The sequence below is a fragment of the Streptomyces sp. NPDC093795 genome (genome assembly GCF_044764665.1).
Classification (GTDB): domain Bacteria; phylum Actinomycetota; class Actinomycetes; order Streptomycetales; family Streptomycetaceae; genus Streptomyces.
This window is the reverse complement of the sequence record NZ_JBIWIO010000002.1, coordinates 430,639-448,783: the sequence shown is the minus strand read 5'-3', so window position 1 is coordinate 448,783 and position 18,145 is coordinate 430,639. Positions and strand designations below refer to the sequence as shown.

Here is an 18,145-nt window from a genome sequence, read left to right as displayed (position 1 = left end):
ATCCAGCATCCCACGGGCCACTGACAGCGATGCCCGAGAATGGCGGGGTGAGCGAACGACACGTACTCGTACTTCCCGACCGCGACGCCGCCGAGGAGATCGCCGGAGAGCTCCCCGACCGTTTCGGCGTGGCCGAGGAACCGCAGCTCGTACGGGACGCCCTGGCCGGCGAGGACGACGCCGAGGACGCCCAGTGGCTGGTGGTCGTCGAGGACCCGGAGGGCCGCCTGGACCCGGCGGCGCTGGACGGCCTCGCCGCCGAGTACGACGGCTGGCTGGAAGCGGAGTAACGCCGCCGACCGGCCTACCCGACGGGCGCCGACTCCCCTTCCCGCGTAGGCAGTTCCCGCATGCGCGGCGGCGGCGAGGGCAGCAGAGGGCTTCTCCCGCCCCCGGCCGCCCGGCGCCTCCTCCACCAGCCCGTACTTGGCAAGTATCCGCAGGTGGTAGGAGCAGCTGGCCACGGACTCCCCGGTCAGCTCGGCAGCGCGGGTGGCGGTGAACGGTCCGCTGCTGCGCAGCAGGCCCACCAGGGACATCCGCTCTCGCCCTCACCCTCCTCCCGGTACGGCCACCAGCCCGCGCCCCGCCCCCGCCACCGCGATCGCCCCGTCCCGATCGGTCCGCAGCACCCGCGCCCCTCCGGCCCGCAACGACTCCACGGTCCGGGGCGAGGGGTGTCCATAAGGGTTGTCGCTCCCCGTGGACACCAGCGCGAGCCGCGGCCGCACGGCCCGTATCAGCCCCGGGTCCTGGTGGGCCGATCCATGGTGGGCCACCTTGAGCACGTCCACAGGACCGAGCCCCGGATGGGCCCGCAGCAAGGCCCGCTGGGCCGGCGGTTCCAGATCGCCGAGCAGCAGCACGGTCACCCCTCCGTCGGCCCGGACGAGCAGCGTGACACTGGCGTCGTTCGGCCCGGCGGAACTCTCTCCTCCTTCCGCCTCCGGCCAGAGCACCCGCCATTCCAGCGCTCCGGCCCTCCGCACCTCCCCGGGCTCCGCCCGGATCAGCGGCACCCGCGCGGCCGCCGCCGTCCGCCGTACGAACCGGGCCTGGGCGGGCGGCTCTTCAAGACCCGTCGTCTGGATCGCCCCCACCGACCGCCCCCGCAACGCCCCCGGCAGTCCCGCCACATGGTCGGCATGGAAATGGGTCAACACCAGCAACGGCACCCGCCGCACCCCCAGTTCACGCAGGCACCGGTCCACGGCTACGGGGTCGGGGCCCGCGTCCACCACGACGGCCGCGTCCCCGCCCGCCGCGAGCACCGTCGCATCGCCCTGCCCCACCTGGCACATCGCGAACACCCAGCCCGGCGGCGGCCACCCGGTGACCCACCGGGCAAGCGGCACCGGTCGCGTCACCACGAGCAGGAGCACGACGGCGACGAGCACGCCGACAGGTCCCCGGTGCGGCAACTTGCGCACCCCGAGCACCACCAGAGCGGTGAGCAGCGCGAGGGCCAGACCGCCCCACCACCCGCCGGGCCAGGACAACTCCGCCCCCGGCAGGGCCGCGCCGGTACGGGCCACCCACGCGATCCATCCCGCCGGCCACCCCGCCACCCACGCCAGGCCCTCCGCGGCCGGCGCCCAGACCGCCGCAAGGGCGAGCGCGGCGAAGCCGAACACCGTCGCGGGCGCCACCGCGAGCTCGGCGAACAGGTTCGCCGGAATCGCCACCAGACTCACCCGGGCGGCGAACACCACCACGACGGGAGCGCACACCGCCTGCGCCGCCAGGGAGGCGGCCAGCGCCTCCGCCAGCCCGCCCGGCACCCGGCGCCGCCGCAGCGCCTCGCTCCACCGCGGGGCGACCGTGAGCAGGGCCCCGGTGGCGAGGACCGACAGCAGGAACCCGTAACTCCGCGCGAGCCAGGGGTCGTAGAGCACCAGGAGGAGGACGGCGGCGGCCAGGGCGGGGATGAGCGATCTACGGCGCCCGGTACCGATCGCGAGGAGCACGATCAGCCCGCAGGCAGCGGCACGCAGCACGCTCGGGTCGGGCCGGCAGACGACCACGAAGGCGAGCGTCAGCGCTCCTCCGGCCAGGGCGGTGGCCCGCAGCGACATCCCCAACCGGGGCGCGAGTCCACCCCGCTCCACCTGATGCGCCCTCCCCGGCCGGCCGACGAGCAGGAGCAGGACGATCGACAGGTTGCTCCCTGAGACGGCGAGGAGGTGGGTGAGATCGGTGGCCTCGAAGGCGTCCCGCAGCTCGGGCCCGATCCGGGAGGTGTCCCCGACCACCAGGCCGGGCAGCAGGGCCCGCGCGTCCGGTTCGAGCCCCTCGGTCGCCCGCCGCAGCCCGGCACGGAGCTCCCCCGCAGTCCGCTGGAGCGCGCTCGGAGGACCGATGACGCGGGGCGGCCCTGCCCTGTCGACCTTGAGCACCGCCGCGAAGGGTTCGCCGGAGCGCGCCGGCGGCGCGAGCCGCGCGCCGACCCTCAGCCGGGTGGAGGGCAGGAGCCGCAGCCACTCCTCCCGCCCCTCCCCCGGCGGCACGATCAGCAGGACCGGCGCCCGCGTCCGGTGGACCGTGCCGTCCCGCCTCTCGGCCAGGGTCACCTCGCCGTCCAGGACGACGGAGACCGGAACCGTCTCACTGCCCCGCACGCGCGGCCGGGTGAGCCGGGGGTCGGACGTCACCGTCACCTCCAACTGCGCCCGCGCGTACTCCCGTGCCAGGGCCGGCACGGGACCCCGCCGCAGGTCCGCCGCGTGCAGCCCCGCAGAGGTGGCCCCCGCCGCCGCACACAGCAGGACCCCCGCGCAGGCCGTCACCCGCAACCGCCAGCCGGACACCCCCCGCGTGCGACCTGGGCCGCCGAACCACCGGGCCGAAGCCGGCGTCAACAGGACGGCGGCTCCCACCAGACAGACCGTGACACCGGCCACCGTCCACCAACCGGTAACACCCACCGCACAAGCCGCCGCCACCCAGGCCGCCACCGCGAGCGGAACGAGCCGGAGGTCCATGGGCCCCTCCTCCCACAGGCGTTCCGGGGTCCCCCGCTCCTCGGCCGTCGTCTCGCCGCGGCTCATGGCCGGACCAGCGGTTCGAGGTCGGCGAACCTGCGCTCGCCGATGCCGTTGACCTCACGCAACTCCCCGACCGACCGGAAGCCGCCGTGCTCCGCGCGGTGGTCGACGATGTGCCGGGCGAGGACCGGGCCGACACCCGGAAGGGTGTCGAGCTGCTCCACCGTGGCCGTGTTGAGGCTCAACGGCGCCCCAGGCCCACCACCGCCGCCGCCCGCTCCGCCCGCCGGCCCGGAGCCGGAGCCGGAACCACCGGCCGGCACCCCCGGAAGGCCGACGAGAACCTGCTCACCGTCGAACAGGACACGGGCCCGGTTGATCCCCGTGAGATCGGCGTCGGGCTTCGCCCCGCCCGCGGCACGCAGGGCGTCCGCCACCCGCGAACCGGCGGGCAGGGTCAGCACCCCGGGCCTGCGCACCTTGCCGCCGACGTCGACGATCACCCGCGCGCCGCCCGCCGATCCCGCACCAGGGCCGGGCCCGGCTCGCGTGGCGGGCGCCGCCGCCACGGGGGCGGCGCGGACGAGCTCGGGCGCACGCACCGGCTCCGGCCGCCCCGCCCAGAAGTAGCCGCCCGCGAGCCCCGCCGCCACGATCAGGATCACCGTCAGCGCGGCCAGCGCCCTCGGTTCGAGCCCGCACCGCGTCTGCACCCACACCGGGGTCCGTTCACGCAGCGCCGCCGCCAGCCGCTCCCGCACCCCGCCCGGGGAACCACGCTCCGGCGCCTCGGGGACCTCCCGCGCACCAGGAACCTCCGGCGCCTCAGGGACCTCCCCCGCCCCCAGAACCTCCGGCGCCGAGCGCGGGAACAGGGCGTCCCCCCGACGCCGTACGACGGCCTCGGGGGCCGCGGCGGCCCTCCTGATCCGCGTCCGCCTCCTGGCCCGCCCCGAGGGCGCGCCACGCGCCCCGGTGCGGCTCCGCCCGTCGGAACCCCGCGCCCTGCCGGGTCCGCTGGACGGAGCGCCCGCCGCGCCCAGGACGTCGGGGGTGGTCGATGCGATACGTGTACGAAGAGTCATGCGGCTGACGGTAGGGATCACCGCGGTCCCGTGCGGAGCTCACTCACGTTCCGTGGATGGCGGGCACCCTGTGGAAAACTCCGTCACCCTTACGGGGGACGGGCCGGCTCAGCGCGGCGAGACGACGACCGCGAGCAGCCCGGGCCCCGTGTGCGCGCCGATGACCGCGCCCACCTCGCTGACGTGGAGATCCACCATGGCCGGTACCCGCTCCTCCAGCCGCTCGGCGAGAGCCGCGGCCCGTTCGGGTGCGGAGAGGTGGTGGACGGCGATGTCGACAGCGCCGGAACCGGCGCGCTCCACGGCGATCTCCTCAAGCCGTGCGATGGCCTTCGAGGCCGTCCGCACCTTCTCCCGCAGTTCGATGCGCCCGCCGCCGAGTTCGAGGAGCGGTTTCACCGCGAACGCGGAGCCGAGCAGCGCCTGAGCCGCCCCGATACGCCCCCCGCGTCGCAGGTGGTCCAGGGTGTCGACGTAGAAGTAGGCGGAGGTTCCCTCCGCGCGTTTCTCGGCAGCCGCGACCGCCTCGTCCAGCGAGCCGCCCGCCTCCGCGACCTGCGCCGCGGCCAGCACGCAGAAGCCCAGGGCCATGCCCATCATGCGGGTGTCCACGACCCGCACGGGCACAGGGGCGTCCTTCGCGGCGAGTACGGCCGCGTCGTACGTCCCGGAGACCTCGGCGGACAGATGGAGCGAGACGACACCCCGCGCCCCGGCCTCGGCGGCCGCGCGGTAGGCCTCGGCGAAGATCTCGGGGCTCGGCCGTGAGGTGGTGACGGACCGCTTCTTCTGGAGGGCCTCGACGAGGGCCCTGGCCGAGATCTCGGTGCCTTCCTCAAGGGCGCGGTCGCCGATGACGACGGTCAGCGGGACCGTGGTGATGGCGTGCCGCTCCCTCGCCTGGCGTGGCAGGTAGGCCGTGGAATCGGTGACGATCGCGACATGCCGGGACATGAGCGGGAGGTTACCCGCCGAAGCCGCCGCACGGCAGCCCGGCCCCCCGTCAGGTGGTGGTCTCCGGGCGGGCCGACTTCTCCCAGGGGTAGGCGGTCCTTCGCGGATCGGGCGGCGTGATCGCGGGCGTCTCCCCACCTGCCCCCGGGCTTGCCTGCTCCGACTGCCCGGACGCCCCGGCAGGGCGCCCCCAGGCCTCTCCCGCGCCGGGCGCGACTCCGGGAGTGTCTTCCCGTACCGGCCCCTGCGGGGTCTCCGGGCCGGTCCAGTGGCGCAGCGCACCCGCCTCGACGTCGATCTGGGCGCTGAGCGCCGACAGGTCGTCCTCGGCGAACTTCAGGGCCCGGTCCCGCGCGGCACGGCGCAGGGCGTCGGCGGAGCTCGTGATCCGCTCGGTCCGCGCGGTGAGATCGGGGAGCTGCCCGGAGACGTACGCCCGGTCGGGCTCCCGCTCAAGGCGCTTGAGATCCTCGTCCAGTTCGAGCCCGTGCCCGCTGAGCCGGTGGAACAGGTCGAGCGACTCCCTCAGGGAGGCGTCCTCGCCGACACCGGCCTGCAGCGCCTCCTGGGTGGCCCGCATCGAGGTGCGCAGCGAAAGGCGCAGTCTGGCCAGCTCGCCGGCCACCCCGGCCTGGCCGAAGCTCTTGGCCCGCAGCGTGGTGTCCTCGACCGTGCGCCGGGCCTGGTTCAAGGTGCGGTCGACCCCCCGCTTGGTGGCCTTGACCGCCTTCACGGTGACGAAGACCCCCAACGCCACGAACGACAAGAAGAGCAGCGCCATGATCGTGATAATCGCGGCTTCCATGTGCGCCCCTCCGGCGTCCGTCGAGTCCCCACGGATGTGGTTCCTCCAAGGTAAACGGAGCGGGCAGGCCGAGGGTTCCATCGGAACCCCCAACCTGCCCGTAGGGGAAACCCCTATGTGTCGCCGGCCGATGTGCCGCTAGCCGGCGACGATGTTGACCAGCTTCGGTGCCCGCACGATCACCTTGCGGATCTCCGCGCCGCCCAGCGCCGCCACCACGTGCGGGTCGCCGAGCGCCAGGGTCTCCAGCTCGGCGTCCGTGATCGAAGGCGAGACCTCCAGGCGGGCCTTGACCTTGCCCTTGATCTGCACGACGCAGGTCACGGTCTCGTCGACGACGTACGCCGGGTCGGCGACCGGGAAGCCCTGGTGGACGACCGAGTCGGTGTGGCCCAGCCTGCGCCACAGCTCCTCGGCGATGTGCGGCGCCAGCGGGGCGACCAGCAGCACCAGCTGCTCGGCGACCGACCGGGAGAGCGCGCCACCGGACTTGGTCAGGTGGTTGTTCAGCTCGGTGACCTTGGCGATGGCGGTGTTGAAGCGCATGGCCGCCATGTCCTGCGAGACACCGTCGATCGCCTTGTGCAGGGCACGCAGCGTGTCCTCGTCGGCCGCGGTGTCGACCACGGTGACCTCACCGGTCGACTCGTCGACGATGTTGCGCCAGAGCCGCTGCAGCAGCCGGTACTGGCCGACCACCGCGCGCGTGTCCCAGGGACGCGACACGTCCAGCGGGCCCATCGCCATCTCGTAGAGGCGCAGGGTATCGGCGCCGAACTCGGCGCAGATCTCGTCGGGCGTCACGGCATTCTTGAGGGACTTGCCCATCTTGCCCAGGACGCGGCTGACCTTCTCGCCCTGGTACCAGAAGCCGCCGTCGCGCTCCTCGACCTCGGCCGCCGGCACGGCGATCCCGCGCGCGTCCCGGTAGACGAAGGCCTGGATCATGCCCTGGTTGTACAGCTTGTGGAACGGCTCGGCCGAGGAGATGTGCCCCAGGTCGAACAGCATCTTGGACCAGAAGCGCGCGTACAGCAGGTGCAGCACGGCGTGCTCGGCGCCGCCGACGTACAGGTCGACGCCACCGGTCGGCATGCCCTCGCGGGGACCCATCCAGTACTGCTCGACGGCCGGGTCGACCAGCTTCTCGGCGTTGTGCGGGTCGAGGTAGCGCAGCTCGTACCAGCAGGAACCGGCCCAGTTGGGCATGGTGTTGGTCTCGCGGCGGTAGCGGCGCGGGCCGGCGCCGTCGCCGAGGTCCAGGGTGACGTTCACCCAGTCCTCGTTGCGGGACAGCGGGGTCTCCGGCTGGGTGTCCGCGTCCTCGGGGTCGAAGGTGCGCGGCGAGTAGTCCTCGACCTCCGGCAGCTCCAGCGGCAGCATGGACTCGGGCAGCGAGTGGGCGACGCCGTCCTCGTCGTAGACGATCGGGAAGGGCTCGCCCCAGTACCGCTGGCGGCTGAACAGCCAGTCGCGCAGCCGGAAGTTGACGGTGCCCTCGCCGATGCCGCGGTCGGCCAGCCAGGCGGTGATCTTCGCCTTGGCGTCGACGACGCCGAGGCCGTCCAGGGAGATCTCGTCGTTCGCGGAGTTGACCAGCGCGGCCTCGTACGAGGAAAAGGCCTCGTCCCACGTGGACGGGTCGGTACCGCGGTCGTCGCTCGGTTCCACGACGCAGCGCATCGGCAGCTCGAAGGCGCGCGCGAAGGCGAAGTCGCGGCTGTCGTGCGCGGGGACGGCCATGATGGCGCCGGTGCCGTAGCCCATGAGGACGTAGTCGGCGATGAAGACGGGGACCTGCTCGCCGCTGACCGGGTTGGTCGCGTACGCGCCGGTGAAGACGCCGGTCTTCTCCTTGGCGTCGGCCTGCCGCTCGACGTCGGACTTGGAGGCCGCCTGCTTGCGGTAGGCGTCGACGGCCTCGGACGGGGTGGCGTGGCCGCCGGTCCACACGTCGTGGGTGCCCTCGGGCCAGGTCGCCGGGACGATCTGCTCGACCAGGTCGTGCTCGGGCGCCAGGACCATGTAGGTGGCGCCGAACAGGGTGTCCTGGCGGGTGGTGAAGACGGTGATCGCACCGGTGTCGCCGACCCGGAAGTCGACGCGGGCGCCTTCGGAGCGGCCGATCCAGTTCCGCTGCTGCAGCTTGATGGCCTCGGGCCAGTCCAGCGCGTCCAGGTCGTCGATCAGACGGTCCGCGTAGGCGGTGATCCGCATGTTCCACTGGCGCAGCTTGGACTTGAAGACGGGGAAGTTGCCGCGCTCGGAGCGTCCGTCGGCGGTGACCTCCTCGTTGGCCAGGACCGTGCCCAGGCCGGGGCACCAGTTGACGGGCGCGTCGGAGGCGTACGCCAGGCGGTACTCGCCCAGGACGTCGGAGCGCTCGGCGGCGCTCAGCTCGCTCCACGCGCGCGTGGTGCCCGGAACCTCACGGGTGCCGTTCTCGAACTGCGCGATCAGCTCGGCGATCGGACGGGCCTTCTGGGCCTGTTCGTCGTACCAGGAGTTGAAGATCTGCAGGAAGATCCACTGGGTCCACTTGTAGTACTCCGGGTCGATCGTGGCGAACGACCGGCGCTTGTCGTGACCCAGACCCAGCCGGCGCAGCTGGACCTTCATGTTCTCCATGTTGGCCTCGGTGGACACACGCGGGTGCGTGCCCGTCTGCACGGCGTACTGCTCGGCCGGCAGGCCGAAGGCGTCGAAGCCCAGGGTGTGCAGCACGTTGTGGCCGGTCATGCGCGCGTGGCGGGCGAAGACGTCCGTGGCGATGTAGCCGAGCGGGTGGCCGACGTGCAGGCCCGCACCCGAGGGGTACGGGAACATGTCCATGATGAACTTCTTGGGCCGGGCGGCGACCGCGGGGTCGCCCGCCAGGTCACCGTTGGGGTTCGGGGCCTCGTAGGTGCCCTCGGCGTCCCAGAAGTCCTGCCAGCGTGCCTCGATGTCGGCGGCCATGGCCGCCGTGTAGCGATGCGGGGCCGCCGTCTCGGCGGCCGTATTGATCTCGGTCATGGTCCTTGAAGCTCCATCGATCGTCTCTGCCCACTGCCACGGACTGCCGTGAAATGAAAAAACCCCTCGCACAGGAGGGGACGCCGCGCCGACTCCGACAGGATGTCTGTCATCCGTCGGGACTGATCAGCGCGGCTCGGTAAGCAGAAGGCGTACGGCACGCATGGCGCCAGGGTACAGCAGGGCACGGCGTGCCCCGTAGTGGGATACGAAGAAGCGGGCCACCCAATCCGGGTGACCCGCTTCTCTTCTGTGGAGCTAAGGAGAATTGAACTCCTGACCTCCTGCATGCCATGCAGGCGCTCTACCAACTGAGCTATAGCCCCTTGCTTGTTCCCGTCTCCGTTTCGGTTTCCCTCGCGGCGACAGACAGAACATTAACCGGCCGCCCGGCAGATCTCCAAATCGATTCTTCGGGGCCTTCTGACCTGCCCGGTAGGGTCGCCGACTGTGTCCGTCTCCGTGCTCTCGAAAACCCGCGCCCGGCCCTGGCCCCTCGCCACCGCCGCGGCGATCTGCCTGCTCTCGTTCGCGGCCTTCTGGGTGGCGCAACGCCTCGCCCACGTGAACATGCTCGACGTGATGGTCTACCGGGCCGAGGGCGAGACGGTCCGGGCCGGCGGCGACCTGTACGCGATGCGCGCCACCTCGGCGAACCTCGGTATGACCTACCCGCCCTTCGCGGCCCTGCTGTTCGTCCCGCTGACCCTGGTGAGCGTGCCGCTGATGCGGACGCTCTCGACGGCGGGGAACCTGCTCCTCGTGGTCGCCCTGGTCCAGCTGTCGCTCCAGCTGGTCCGCCCGTCGCTGTCCCGTACGGCCCTGTGGCGTACGACCTTGTGGGTCGCCGCGGTCGTGGTCTGGTGCGAGCCGGTATGGACGACCCTGCGGTACGGGCAGATCAACCTGCTCATAGCGGTGGCGGTCCTCTGGGACCTCACGCGCGCGCGGGGCAGCCGCTGGGCGGGCCTCGGCATCGGCCTGGCGACCGCGGTAAAACTCACACCGGGTCTCTTCGTCGTACTGCTGCTCGTCGCGGGGCTGCTCCTGTGGCGCCGGGACCGGGCCTGGAACACGTGGCTGCGCACGGCGGCGACGGCGACGGGCGTTTTCCTGGGGACGACGCTGGCCGTGGTGCTGGTGCTGCCGGCGGACTCGAAGCGGTTCTGGACGGAGACCCTGTTCGAGACGGGCCGGGTCGGCTTCGCGGAGGAGACCGCCAACCAGTCGATCCGCGGGGTCCTGGCCCGGCTGATGCACACCGACGACCCGGGCATGTGGTGGGCGGTGGCCGCGGCGCTCCTCGGCGGTGCGGCGATGGTGCTCGCGGTGCGGGCCGCGCTGCGTGGTGACAAGGCGGTGGCGGTGGTCGTCTGCGCGTTCACGGCGCTGATGATCAGCCCGATCTCCTGGTCCCACCACTGGGTCTGGTGCGTTCCCCTGCTGATCCTGCTCGCGGACCGCGCCACGCGCGCGTGGCCGGTGACGGGGGCGGTGGCCCTGGCCTTCGCCTCGTTCGCGCTGTGGTGGGTTCCGCACGACCCGGGCCGGCCGGAGCTGGACCAGAACGCGGGTCAGATGGTGCTGTCCGCGATCTATCCGCTGACGGCGACGGCGCTGCTCGTGGGGTACGCGCTGGTGCTGCGGCGTCAGGCCAGTCAGGCCCCTCAGGCCGTGGCGAAGGAGTAGAACCGCTTGAGGGTGCAGTGCTCGTCGAGGAGCCGGCCGTAGATCGGCTCCCCCTCCAGCTCGCGGTACGTCTCGATGGGGTCGCCTTTTATGATCAGCGCCCGCGCGCACTCCTCGCACCAGTACTGGAACCCTGGGTTGACGGGGTCCATGTCACGCACGATGGGCGTACCGCTGCCGCACCAGTCGCACTTCCGCCTGTGTGCACCCATCAGTCAGCTCCAGCTGTGGCCGCAGGCCGTGCACCCATAGGACACCCCGCAGTTGTCGCCGAGCACTAGGGCCACCCTCCCGTCCGGATTCCTCGTCCCCCTCCGGCCGTCCGATTCTGCCATGGCCCCGCAAGAGGGTCGGCGTGCTCGGCGTGGCGGCCCTGCGGCCGCGTCGATGATCGCGGCGACGGCGGGGGTGAGGGTGGTCCGCACCCCCGTACGAGGTGACGGAACGACAAATCCCGCCCCCTACTGGGGACGGGATCCGGTGATTGTGGAGCTAAGGAGAATTGAACTCCTGACCTCCTGCATGCCATGCAGGCGCTCTACCAACTGAGCTATAGCCCCTCGTGTTCTTCGTGTTCTTCGCGCTCCGCGCTGCGAACAAGAAGAACTCTAGCCTGTGACCTGCCGGAAAGTGAAATCCGGGCCCGGCAGGCCGGCCGTGGGGCTCAGTCGTCGTCGCCGAGGACCGGCTCGGGCAGCGTGCCCGCGTTGTGCTCCATCAGACGCCAGCCGCGGGCGCCCTCGCCGAGGACCGACCAGCAGCAGTTCGAGAGGCCACCCAGGCTCTCCCAGTGCTGGGACTCCAGCTCCAGGAGGCGGCCGATGGTGGTGCGGATCGTGCCGCCGTGGCTCACGACGACGAGGGTGCCGTCATCGGGGAGCTTGTCGGCGTGCCCCAGCACCACCGGGGCGGCCCGGTCGGCCACCTCGGTCTCCAGCTCGCCACCGCCCCGGCGCACGGGCTCGCCGCGCTTCCAGGCGGCGTACTGCTCGCCGTACCGCGCCACGATCTCGTCGTGGGTCAGCCCCTGCCACTCCCCCGCGTACGTCTCGCGCAGCGCGGAGTCGTGGGCGACGGCGTGCCCGGTGAGCACGGCCAGCTCGGCGGCGGTGGCCGCCGCCCGCTTCAGATCGGAGGCGACGATGGCGTCCGGCTTCAGCGCGGCGAGCAGCCGGGCGGCCCGGCGCGCCTGGGCGACGCCGGTCTCCGTCAGCTCGATGTCGGTCGAGCCCTGGAAGCGGCGCTCCAGGTTCCAGGAGGTCTGGCCGTGGCGCCAGAGGACGATGCGGCGGCCTCTGCCGCCTTTGGTGGCGCTCAGCGCAGCTCACCGTCCACTTCGTCGGGGAGCCCGGCGGCGTGGTCGTTGAGGTCGACACCGGTCAGCTCGGCGTGCTCGGCGCCCTTGCCGCGCGTCTTCTGCGCGTCCTCGGGGAGCGGCAGCTCGGGGCAGTCCTTCCAGAGCCGCTCCAGGGCGTAGAAGACCCGCTCCTCGCTGTGCTGGACGTGGACGACGATGTCGACGTAGTCCAGGAGGATCCAGCGGGCGTCGCGGTCGCCCTCGCGGCGGACCGGCTTGGCGCCGAGGTCCTTGTTCAGGCGCTCTTCGATCTCGTCGACGATCGACTTGACCTGGCGGTCGTTGGGCGCGGAGGCGAGCAGGAAGGCGTCGGTGATCGACAGCACATCACTGACGTCGTACGCGATGATGTCGTGCGCGAGCCGGTCGGCTGCCGCCTGAGCGGCGGCGTTGACGAGTTCGATGGAGCGATCCGTGGCGGTCACATGCAAGCTTTCGTCGGCGGTCCAGTACCCCTCCAGGGTCTCACGGACCGCCGACGGCCCCGCCAACGTTTTCCGGAGCGCTGTTACCGGGGCCCCTGAGGCTTGTAGTCCTGGCCCAGGACCACGGTGACCGCGGCGGCGTTCGAGGGCTCGCCCTTGGTGACCGCGCCGGCCGGCAGACCGAGCGTCTTGGCCACCTCGGCCGCCGTCGCCTTCTGGGCGTCGTCGCCGTACAGGACCTGCGACGTCTCCCGGACGGGCGCCTCGGCGCCGCCCACGAAGGCGTAGCCGCCGTTGATCAGGACGATCCTGGCGGTCTCGGTCGCGTTCTTCCCGGAACCGTCCCTTACCGAGACCCGGGGCACGTCGCCCGCCTCGGGGGCGGTGACCTTGCCGCCGAGGATGTCCTTCACCACACTCCCGCCGGCTTCCTCGGTCAGCGCGCCGGCCTCGCCGACCGGCAGCAGGGCCGTCTTGTGGTCGCCGATCTTGGCGTGCTCGGCGAGCCTGGCCAGGGAGGCGGCCAGGTCCTTCTCCGGGAGCGAGGGGTCGAGGATCTGCTGGAGGGTCTGGATGGTGACCGTGGCGGCCTCGGGATCGGAGGAGATCTTCCGCAGCACGCCGTACACGACCTGTCCGAAGCGCTGGAGCTGCTTGGCCTCGGCCTCGCCGGGCGCCCGGTAGGTGGCGTACGCGACGGCGGCGCGGCCGTTCAGGGTCTGCTTCTCGCCCTTCCTGACCAGCGGCTCGGCGCCCTTCTTGGCGTCGGGCACGTCCGTGTCGGTGTCCGTCTCGATGCCGCTGACGGTCTCGACGAGGTTCTCCAGGTACGGGGTGTCCAGACGCCAGGTGCCGGTGATCCGGGTACCGAGGAGATTGCCGATGGCCTCCCGGGTCCCGCCGGCCCCGTCGTCCTCGACCGACTTGCCGAGGGTGGTCACGGAGCCCTCCTCGTCGGCGACGACGACGGAGTTGGGGAGCAGGACCGTGGTGCCCTGGCGGGTGGTCGCGTTGTTCACGAGGAGGGCGGTGGAGGTGCCGCCGTTCTTGAGGTCGTGGAGGTGGAGGACGATCGTGTCGCGCTTCTGCGGACCGGTCGCCGTGTTCCCCTTCTGCTCCCCCTCGGACGAGCCGGGGAGCAGGCCGGCGGACCAGAGGTAGCCGACGCCTCCCGCGACCGCGAGAACGAGCACGACGACGAGCGCGACGATCCGGTTGCGGCCGCGCCGTCGGGCCTCCTCGCGGCGCTCCGTACGGCTCTCGGTGAACTTCAGCCAGTCGATGACGTCCTCGGAGTCCTCGTCCGGCTCCTCGATGAACGAGAACTGCTCGGTGCGGTACTCCCGGTCGTCGTCCCCGGCCGGCCGGGCCGGGGTGGACCGCTCGGAGGCGGGGCGCTGCCCGGGCACACCGGCCGGGGCCGCGACGGGCGCCGGAGCCGCGGGGGCGACCGGTGCGGTCTGCGTCGCGGGGCTGGGGGCGGGAGCGGGCTCGGCCTGGGCGGCCCACTGCTGCCCCGTGTCGTACGAGGGGTAGGCGTAGCCCTGCTGCCCGTAGGGGTCGTACTGCGGTTCCTGCGGCTGGTGTTGCTGCTGTTGCTGCGGGGGCGCCTGCTGCTGGGCGTAGGGGTCGTAGCCGTACCCCTGCTGAGGCTGCTGTTGCTGCTGTGCCTGGTGCTGTTGGCCGCCATACGGGTCGTAGTGCTGCCCCTGCGACTGCTGGGGCGCCTGCGGCTGCTGGTACACCGGCTGCCCGTACTCGTCGTAGCCGATGATCTGCGGCTGCGGATAGTACGGGTCGTACGGATGCTGCTGATCGTTCACCGGTGCCCCTCCCCGAAGCTCACACGCCGCGGTACAGCTGGCGCTTGTCGATGTAGCGCACCACGCCGTCAGGCACCAGATACCAGACGGGATCCCCCTGCGCGACCCTCGCCCGGCAGTCGGTGGAGGAGATGGCGAGCGCGGGAACCTCGACGAGCGAGACCCCGCCCTTGGGCAGTCCGTCGTCGGTGAGGTCGTGGCCCGGCCGGGTGACGCCGATGAAGTGCGCGAGCGAGAAGAGCTCCTCGGCATCGCGCCAGGTGAGGATCTGCGACAGCGCGTCGGCCCCGGTGATGAAGAACAGGTCCGAGTCGGTGTTGAGGGAACTCAGGTCCCGCAGGGTGTCGATGGTGTAGGTCGCGCCGCCGCGGTCGATGTCGATACGGCTGACCGAGAACTGCGGGTTGGACGCCGTCGCGATGACCGTCATCAGATAGCGGTCCTCGGGCGCCGACACGGCCCGGTCGCTCTTCTGCCACGGCTGCCCGGTCGGTACGAACACCACCTCGTCCAGGTGGAAGAGGGCGGCGACCTCGCTGGCCGCCACCAGGTGTCCGTGGTGGATCGGGTCGAAGGTTCCACCCATCACGCCGAGTCGGCGCTTCCCGCGCCCGCCAGTAGGCATTTCCTGCTCTCCCATGCGTGCAGAGCCTACTGGCACGGCAGCGGACGCCTGATCAGGGTCGTCGGTTCAGCGGTCGCGGTTGAAGCGGGTGGTGATCCACAGCAGCAGCATCAGGGCCCCGAAGGCGCCGATGCCGGTGAGGTAGGGGCTGAGGCTTTCGTGGTTGCCGCCGTGCTCGGCGCCCTCGGCGAGAGAGACGAGGTTGGCGGCGGTGCTGTGGAGGCTCATCTTCGGCAGACCTATCGATCGGGGATGGGAGCGGAGACTTCGCGCACATCGTATGCGGGCCGTGCCGACGCGCTCACGCCGACTCAGGCGTTGGCGTCGAGGTCCGTGTCGCGGTCCGAGTCGAGGTCCCGTGCCCGAGTTATCCACAGGCCCCGGCGCGCGGTGGCACCAGCACCTAGGCTGGACTTCGTCAGGGGGACGAGCACCGACTCGTACGAACAGGGGGCATCCATGACCGAGAACGACCAGGGGAACGTGCCGAGCAGGCAGCGCAAGCGGTTCCCCGGCATCTCCTCGCGGGCCTACGAGCATCCCGCCGACCGCTCGGCGCTGGTGGCACTGCGCAAGCTCAGCGGTTTCGACACGGTCTTCAAGACACTCAGCGGACTACTGCCCGAGCGCAGCCTGCGGCTCCTCTTCCTCTCGGACTCCGTCCGGGTGAGCGACGCGCAGTTCAGCCATCTCAACGACATGCTGCGGGACGCCTGTTACATCCTGGACCTGGAGAAGGTCCCGCCGATGTACGTGACGCAGGACCCGAAGCCCAACGCCATGTGTATCGGCCTGGACGAGCCGATCATCGTCGTCACCACCGGTCTGGTGGAGCTTCTCGACGAGGAGGAGATGCGGGCCGTCGTCGGCCATGAGGTCGGGCACGCCCTCTCCGGGCATTCCGTGTACCGCACGGTGCTGCTCTTCCTCACCGGCCTCGCGCTGAAGATCGCCTGGATCCCGCTGGGGAACGTGGCGATCATGGCCATCGTGACGGCGCTGCGCGAGTGGTTCCGCAAGTCGGAGCTCTCCGCCGACCGGGCCGGGCTCCTCGTCGGGCAGGACGTGCAGGCCTCGATGCGGGGTCTGATGAAGATCGCCGGCGGCAACCACCTCCACGAGATGAACGTGGACGCGTTCCTCGCCCAGGCCGACGAGTACGAGAAGGCCGGGGACCTGCGGGACTCGGTCCTGAAGATCCTCAACGTGCTGCCGCGGACGCACCCGTTCACCACCGTCCGGGCGGCGGAGCTGAAGAAGTGGTCCGAGAGCCGCGACTTCCAGCGGATCATGGACGGTCACTACCCCAAGCGCTCGGAGGACAAGGACACCTCGGTCACGGACTCCTTCCGCGAGTCGGCGGGGCACTACGCCGACACCGTGCGGACCAGCACGGATCCGCTGATGAAGCTGGTCGGCGACATAGCCGGAGGCGCCGGTGACCTGGCGGGCGACCTGGGCGGGCGGCTGCGCAACCGGTTCAGCGGCGGCCAGGGGCCGAAGCAGTCGGGCGACGGCGGAGCGGCGGCCGGGGACGACAAGGGCGGCGAGGGTGGCCCGGGCAGCGGTTCCGGGGACGGTCAGAGCAAGGGCTGAGCGTCCGGCGCCAGCGCTCCGCACAGCGAGGGGGCGGCCGGCCTGCCCGTGGCGTACGGGTCGGTGACCGCCGGGCCGCCACCGGCCTCGGGGGCCCGCCCTCCCGCCAGGATCGGCTTCAGGGCGCCGGTGGTGTCCGCGCCGCAGGCCTGCGGGCCCGCCTCGACGGTGCTGGTCACCAGCTCGGCCCGGTGCATTCGCAGGTCCTCGCGGTCGAAGCGGAAGTGCAGCTCGCGGTGGACCGTGAAGAGGGACGCCCCGGCGACCGGCCCCACGCCCTGGACGGCCGGGCGCAGGGCGTAGGTGTACGTGTGGTCCGCGGTGACGTCCAGGGTGTCGGGGCCCGTCTCCTCGAAGCGGAGGGTGCCCTGGACGCGGACGGCGGGGTCCGCGAGGGCCACCTGTCGCGGGTCGAAGCGGACGAGCCAGCCGGCGAGGGCGTGCCGGCCGTCGTCGGCCGGTGACTCGACACTGCGGTCGAACTGGTCCAGCTGGTCCGGGTCGAGCAGCAGCCGGGCCGGCCGCACGGTCGCCCCGGACAGGACGTCGGGCTCCAAGGAGGAGGCCACCAGGTAGTCCTTGGCGATGCTGAGGGCGGTGACGACCTGGCTCTCGGCGAAGTGGGTGGTGCGTCCGGTGACGGGCAGGTTGATGCCTCCGGCACCGATGCGGAACTCGGCGGCGGGGCTGTGGTCGAAGAGCCGGGCGGGGACGCCGCCCGCGACGGGGCCCTGGGGGGCGAGCGGGACCACGGTGGTCCGCAGTGGCTCTGCCCGCTGGTCGACGGGGGGAAGGTACGGGTTGCGGACGCCCAGATAGATGGCGGTACCGAAGGCGAGGAGGATCAGCAGGACCAGCAGGATCGCCTGGTGGGAGCCGCTCCGGCCCTCTCGGGAGGCGCGGCTGCGGACGGCCAGGGCGTGCTCGCCCATCCGCTCCTGGGCGGAGTACTCCTGGAGGTGGGCAGCGCGGACGAACGCCTCGTCGAAGACGACGGATCGGTACTCGTCCTCACCACCGCCGGGGAACCCCTGGGGCGTCCCCTCAGGCGGGTCGCCACGCCCTGCCATACCTTCAGGGTAGGTCGGCGGGGGCTTCGGTAAACGCCCAGGTACACGACAAGTTCCGAAGAATTCCGCCGTGGGCCCGGGTGCGGGGCGAGCAGGGCCGAACCGGCCTGTTCGGCCTCTCGGGGGACGTCGGCGCCATCTGGGGGACGCCGACGCTAGCCGGGGGACGCCGACCGGGCCGCGGGGGCGTGGGCCGCGGGTGGGGCGGGGTTCGGCTTGGGCGTGTCGACGCCTGTGGTGGCCGGCGGAGGGATCTGGTCCTGGCGGTTGGCGGCCGCGCCCCGGTAGACGGCGCTGAACGCCAGGGCGACCATGCCGATCCCCATGAGGAGGGCGAGGAGCCAGGCGACGGGACGGTGCCAGCGGGCGCTGCCCCGGTAGGGACGCAGGGCGCCGCCGTGGCGGCCGTAGGGGCTGGCGTCGTCGCCGACGTCGTCGGGCTCGTAGGTGTGGCCGGTGGGGTCGTGGAGGCCGTCGTAGGGGTCGTCGTCGGCAGGGCCGCCACCGGCGCGGGCGCGGGCCGCCTCGGCCTCGGCACGGGCCTGGGCCGCGGCGAGGAGCCGCTCGACCGCGGTCGGCTCGTGCACGGTCGCGGCCCGTACGAAGTCCTCGTCGAACACCACGTCGGCGTAGACCTCGTCAGCGCCTCCGCGATCGACAGAGTCCTCAGGGTCCCCGCCGTCCTGGAACGGCCTGCCCCCCATGTCGTCCGGCACG

16 protein-coding genes, 2 tRNA genes and 1 pseudogene are annotated in these 18,145 nt (G+C 72.1%); 3 read left to right on the top strand and 16 right to left on the bottom strand.

What is annotated here, in order from left to right:
• The first annotated feature begins 29 nt into the window (after nucleotides 1-29).
• Nucleotides 30-290 carry a hypothetical protein gene (locus ACIRB7_RS07025; protein ID WP_403594385.1) on the top strand — a complete coding sequence of 87 codons (261 nt, stop codon included), beginning with the start codon at nucleotides 30-32 and terminating at the stop codon, nucleotides 288-290.
• Nucleotides 291-419: 129 nt separating this feature from the next.
• Here the strand turns inward: ACIRB7_RS07025 and ACIRB7_RS07020 are convergent.
• The 7 genes and pseudogenes from ACIRB7_RS07020 to ACIRB7_RS06990 all read right to left on the bottom strand — a co-directional run.
• Nucleotides 420-539 (bottom strand): annotated as a pseudogene (locus tag ACIRB7_RS07020) (helix-turn-helix domain-containing protein); the annotation flags it as partial.
• A gap of 12 nt (nucleotides 540-551) precedes the next feature.
• Nucleotides 552-3,047 carry a ComEC/Rec2 family competence protein gene (locus ACIRB7_RS07015; protein ID WP_403593448.1) on the bottom strand — a complete coding sequence of 832 codons (2,496 nt, stop codon included), beginning with the start codon at nucleotides 3,045-3,047 and terminating at the stop codon, nucleotides 552-554.
• Nucleotides 3,044-4,069, bottom strand: a complete 1,026-nt coding sequence (locus tag ACIRB7_RS07010; protein ID WP_403593445.1) for a helix-hairpin-helix domain-containing protein — start codon at nucleotides 4,067-4,069, stop codon at nucleotides 3,044-3,046. The genes ACIRB7_RS07015 and ACIRB7_RS07010 overlap by 4 nt, the downstream gene beginning before the upstream one ends.
• Nucleotides 4,070-4,177: 108 nt before the next feature.
• Nucleotides 4,178-5,023, bottom strand: coding sequence for a DegV family protein (locus ACIRB7_RS07005; RefSeq protein ID WP_403593442.1), 846 nt, complete (start codon nucleotides 5,021-5,023; stop codon nucleotides 4,178-4,180).
• 49 nt (nucleotides 5,024-5,072) lie between these two features.
• Nucleotides 5,073-5,828 (bottom strand): hypothetical protein, encoded by a 756-nt coding sequence (locus ACIRB7_RS07000; RefSeq protein ID WP_403593439.1) that lies wholly within the window; start codon nucleotides 5,826-5,828, stop codon nucleotides 5,073-5,075.
• 138 nt (nucleotides 5,829-5,966) lie between these two features.
• Nucleotides 5,967-8,843 carry a leucine--tRNA ligase gene (gene leuS, locus ACIRB7_RS06995; RefSeq protein ID WP_403593436.1) on the bottom strand — a complete coding sequence of 959 codons (2,877 nt, stop codon included), beginning with the start codon at nucleotides 8,841-8,843 and terminating at the stop codon, nucleotides 5,967-5,969.
• Nucleotides 8,844-9,096: 253 nt separating this feature from the next.
• Nucleotides 9,097-9,169, bottom strand: a tRNA-Ala gene (locus tag ACIRB7_RS06990).
• A 124-nt stretch (nucleotides 9,170-9,293) separates the two neighbouring features.
• On the opposite strand from ACIRB7_RS06990, the gene ACIRB7_RS06985 reads away from it, so the two are divergent.
• Complete coding sequence (locus ACIRB7_RS06985; RefSeq protein ID WP_403593433.1) at nucleotides 9,294-10,532, top strand: glycosyltransferase 87 family protein; 1,239 nt, start codon at nucleotides 9,294-9,296, stop codon at nucleotides 10,530-10,532.
• On the opposite strand, the gene ACIRB7_RS06980 is transcribed toward ACIRB7_RS06985, so the two are convergent.
• From ACIRB7_RS06980 to ACIRB7_RS06950, 7 genes are all read right to left on the bottom strand, one after another.
• Entirely contained in the window at nucleotides 10,511-10,744 is a 234-nt protein-coding gene (locus tag ACIRB7_RS06980; protein WP_015033559.1) for a hypothetical protein, read from the bottom strand. The genes ACIRB7_RS06985 and ACIRB7_RS06980 overlap by 22 nt on opposite strands.
• A gap of 275 nt (nucleotides 10,745-11,019) precedes the next feature.
• A tRNA-Ala gene (locus ACIRB7_RS06975) sits at nucleotides 11,020-11,092 on the bottom strand.
• A 104-nt stretch (nucleotides 11,093-11,196) separates the two neighbouring features.
• Nucleotides 11,197-11,850 carry a histidine phosphatase family protein gene (locus ACIRB7_RS06970; RefSeq protein ID WP_351210422.1) on the bottom strand — a complete coding sequence of 218 codons (654 nt, stop codon included), beginning with the start codon at nucleotides 11,848-11,850 and terminating at the stop codon, nucleotides 11,197-11,199.
• Entirely contained in the window at nucleotides 11,847-12,314 is a 468-nt protein-coding gene (gene rsfS / locus ACIRB7_RS06965; RefSeq protein WP_351210015.1) for a ribosome silencing factor, read from the bottom strand. The genes ACIRB7_RS06970 and rsfS overlap by 4 nt, the downstream gene beginning before the upstream one ends.
• Before the next feature lie 83 nt (nucleotides 12,315-12,397).
• Nucleotides 12,398-14,137 carry an LCP family protein gene (locus ACIRB7_RS06960; protein ID WP_403593429.1) on the bottom strand — a complete coding sequence of 580 codons (1,740 nt, stop codon included), beginning with the start codon at nucleotides 14,135-14,137 and terminating at the stop codon, nucleotides 12,398-12,400.
• Nucleotides 14,138-14,156: 19 nt separating this feature from the next.
• Nucleotides 14,157-14,777 carry a nicotinate-nucleotide adenylyltransferase gene (gene nadD, locus ACIRB7_RS06955; protein WP_403593426.1) on the bottom strand — a complete coding sequence of 207 codons (621 nt, stop codon included), beginning with the start codon at nucleotides 14,775-14,777 and terminating at the stop codon, nucleotides 14,157-14,159.
• 51 nt (nucleotides 14,778-14,828) lie between these two features.
• Nucleotides 14,829-14,990 (bottom strand): hypothetical protein, encoded by a 162-nt coding sequence (locus tag ACIRB7_RS06950; protein WP_351210009.1) that lies wholly within the window; start codon nucleotides 14,988-14,990, stop codon nucleotides 14,829-14,831.
• Between the two features lie 231 nt (nucleotides 14,991-15,221).
• Here ACIRB7_RS06950 and ACIRB7_RS06945 point away from each other — a divergent pair, with 231 nt between their 5' ends.
• Entirely contained in the window at nucleotides 15,222-16,358 is a 1,137-nt protein-coding gene (locus ACIRB7_RS06945; protein WP_403593423.1) for a M48 family metallopeptidase, read from the top strand.
• Here ACIRB7_RS06945 and ACIRB7_RS06940 read toward each other — a convergent pair.
• A complete protein-coding gene (locus tag ACIRB7_RS06940; protein ID WP_403593420.1) occupies nucleotides 16,343-17,428 on the bottom strand; it encodes a hypothetical protein in 1,086 nt (361 codons plus the stop codon). The two genes, ACIRB7_RS06945 and ACIRB7_RS06940, sit on opposite strands and share 16 nt — an antisense overlap.
• A 155-nt stretch (nucleotides 17,429-17,583) precedes the next feature.
• The gene (locus ACIRB7_RS06935; RefSeq protein ID WP_403593417.1) at nucleotides 17,584-18,144 is read right to left on the bottom strand and encodes a hypothetical protein; all 561 of its coding nucleotides are present in this window, start codon (nucleotides 18,142-18,144) and stop codon (nucleotides 17,584-17,586) included.
• Between the last annotated feature and the right edge of the window lies 1 nt (nucleotide 18,145).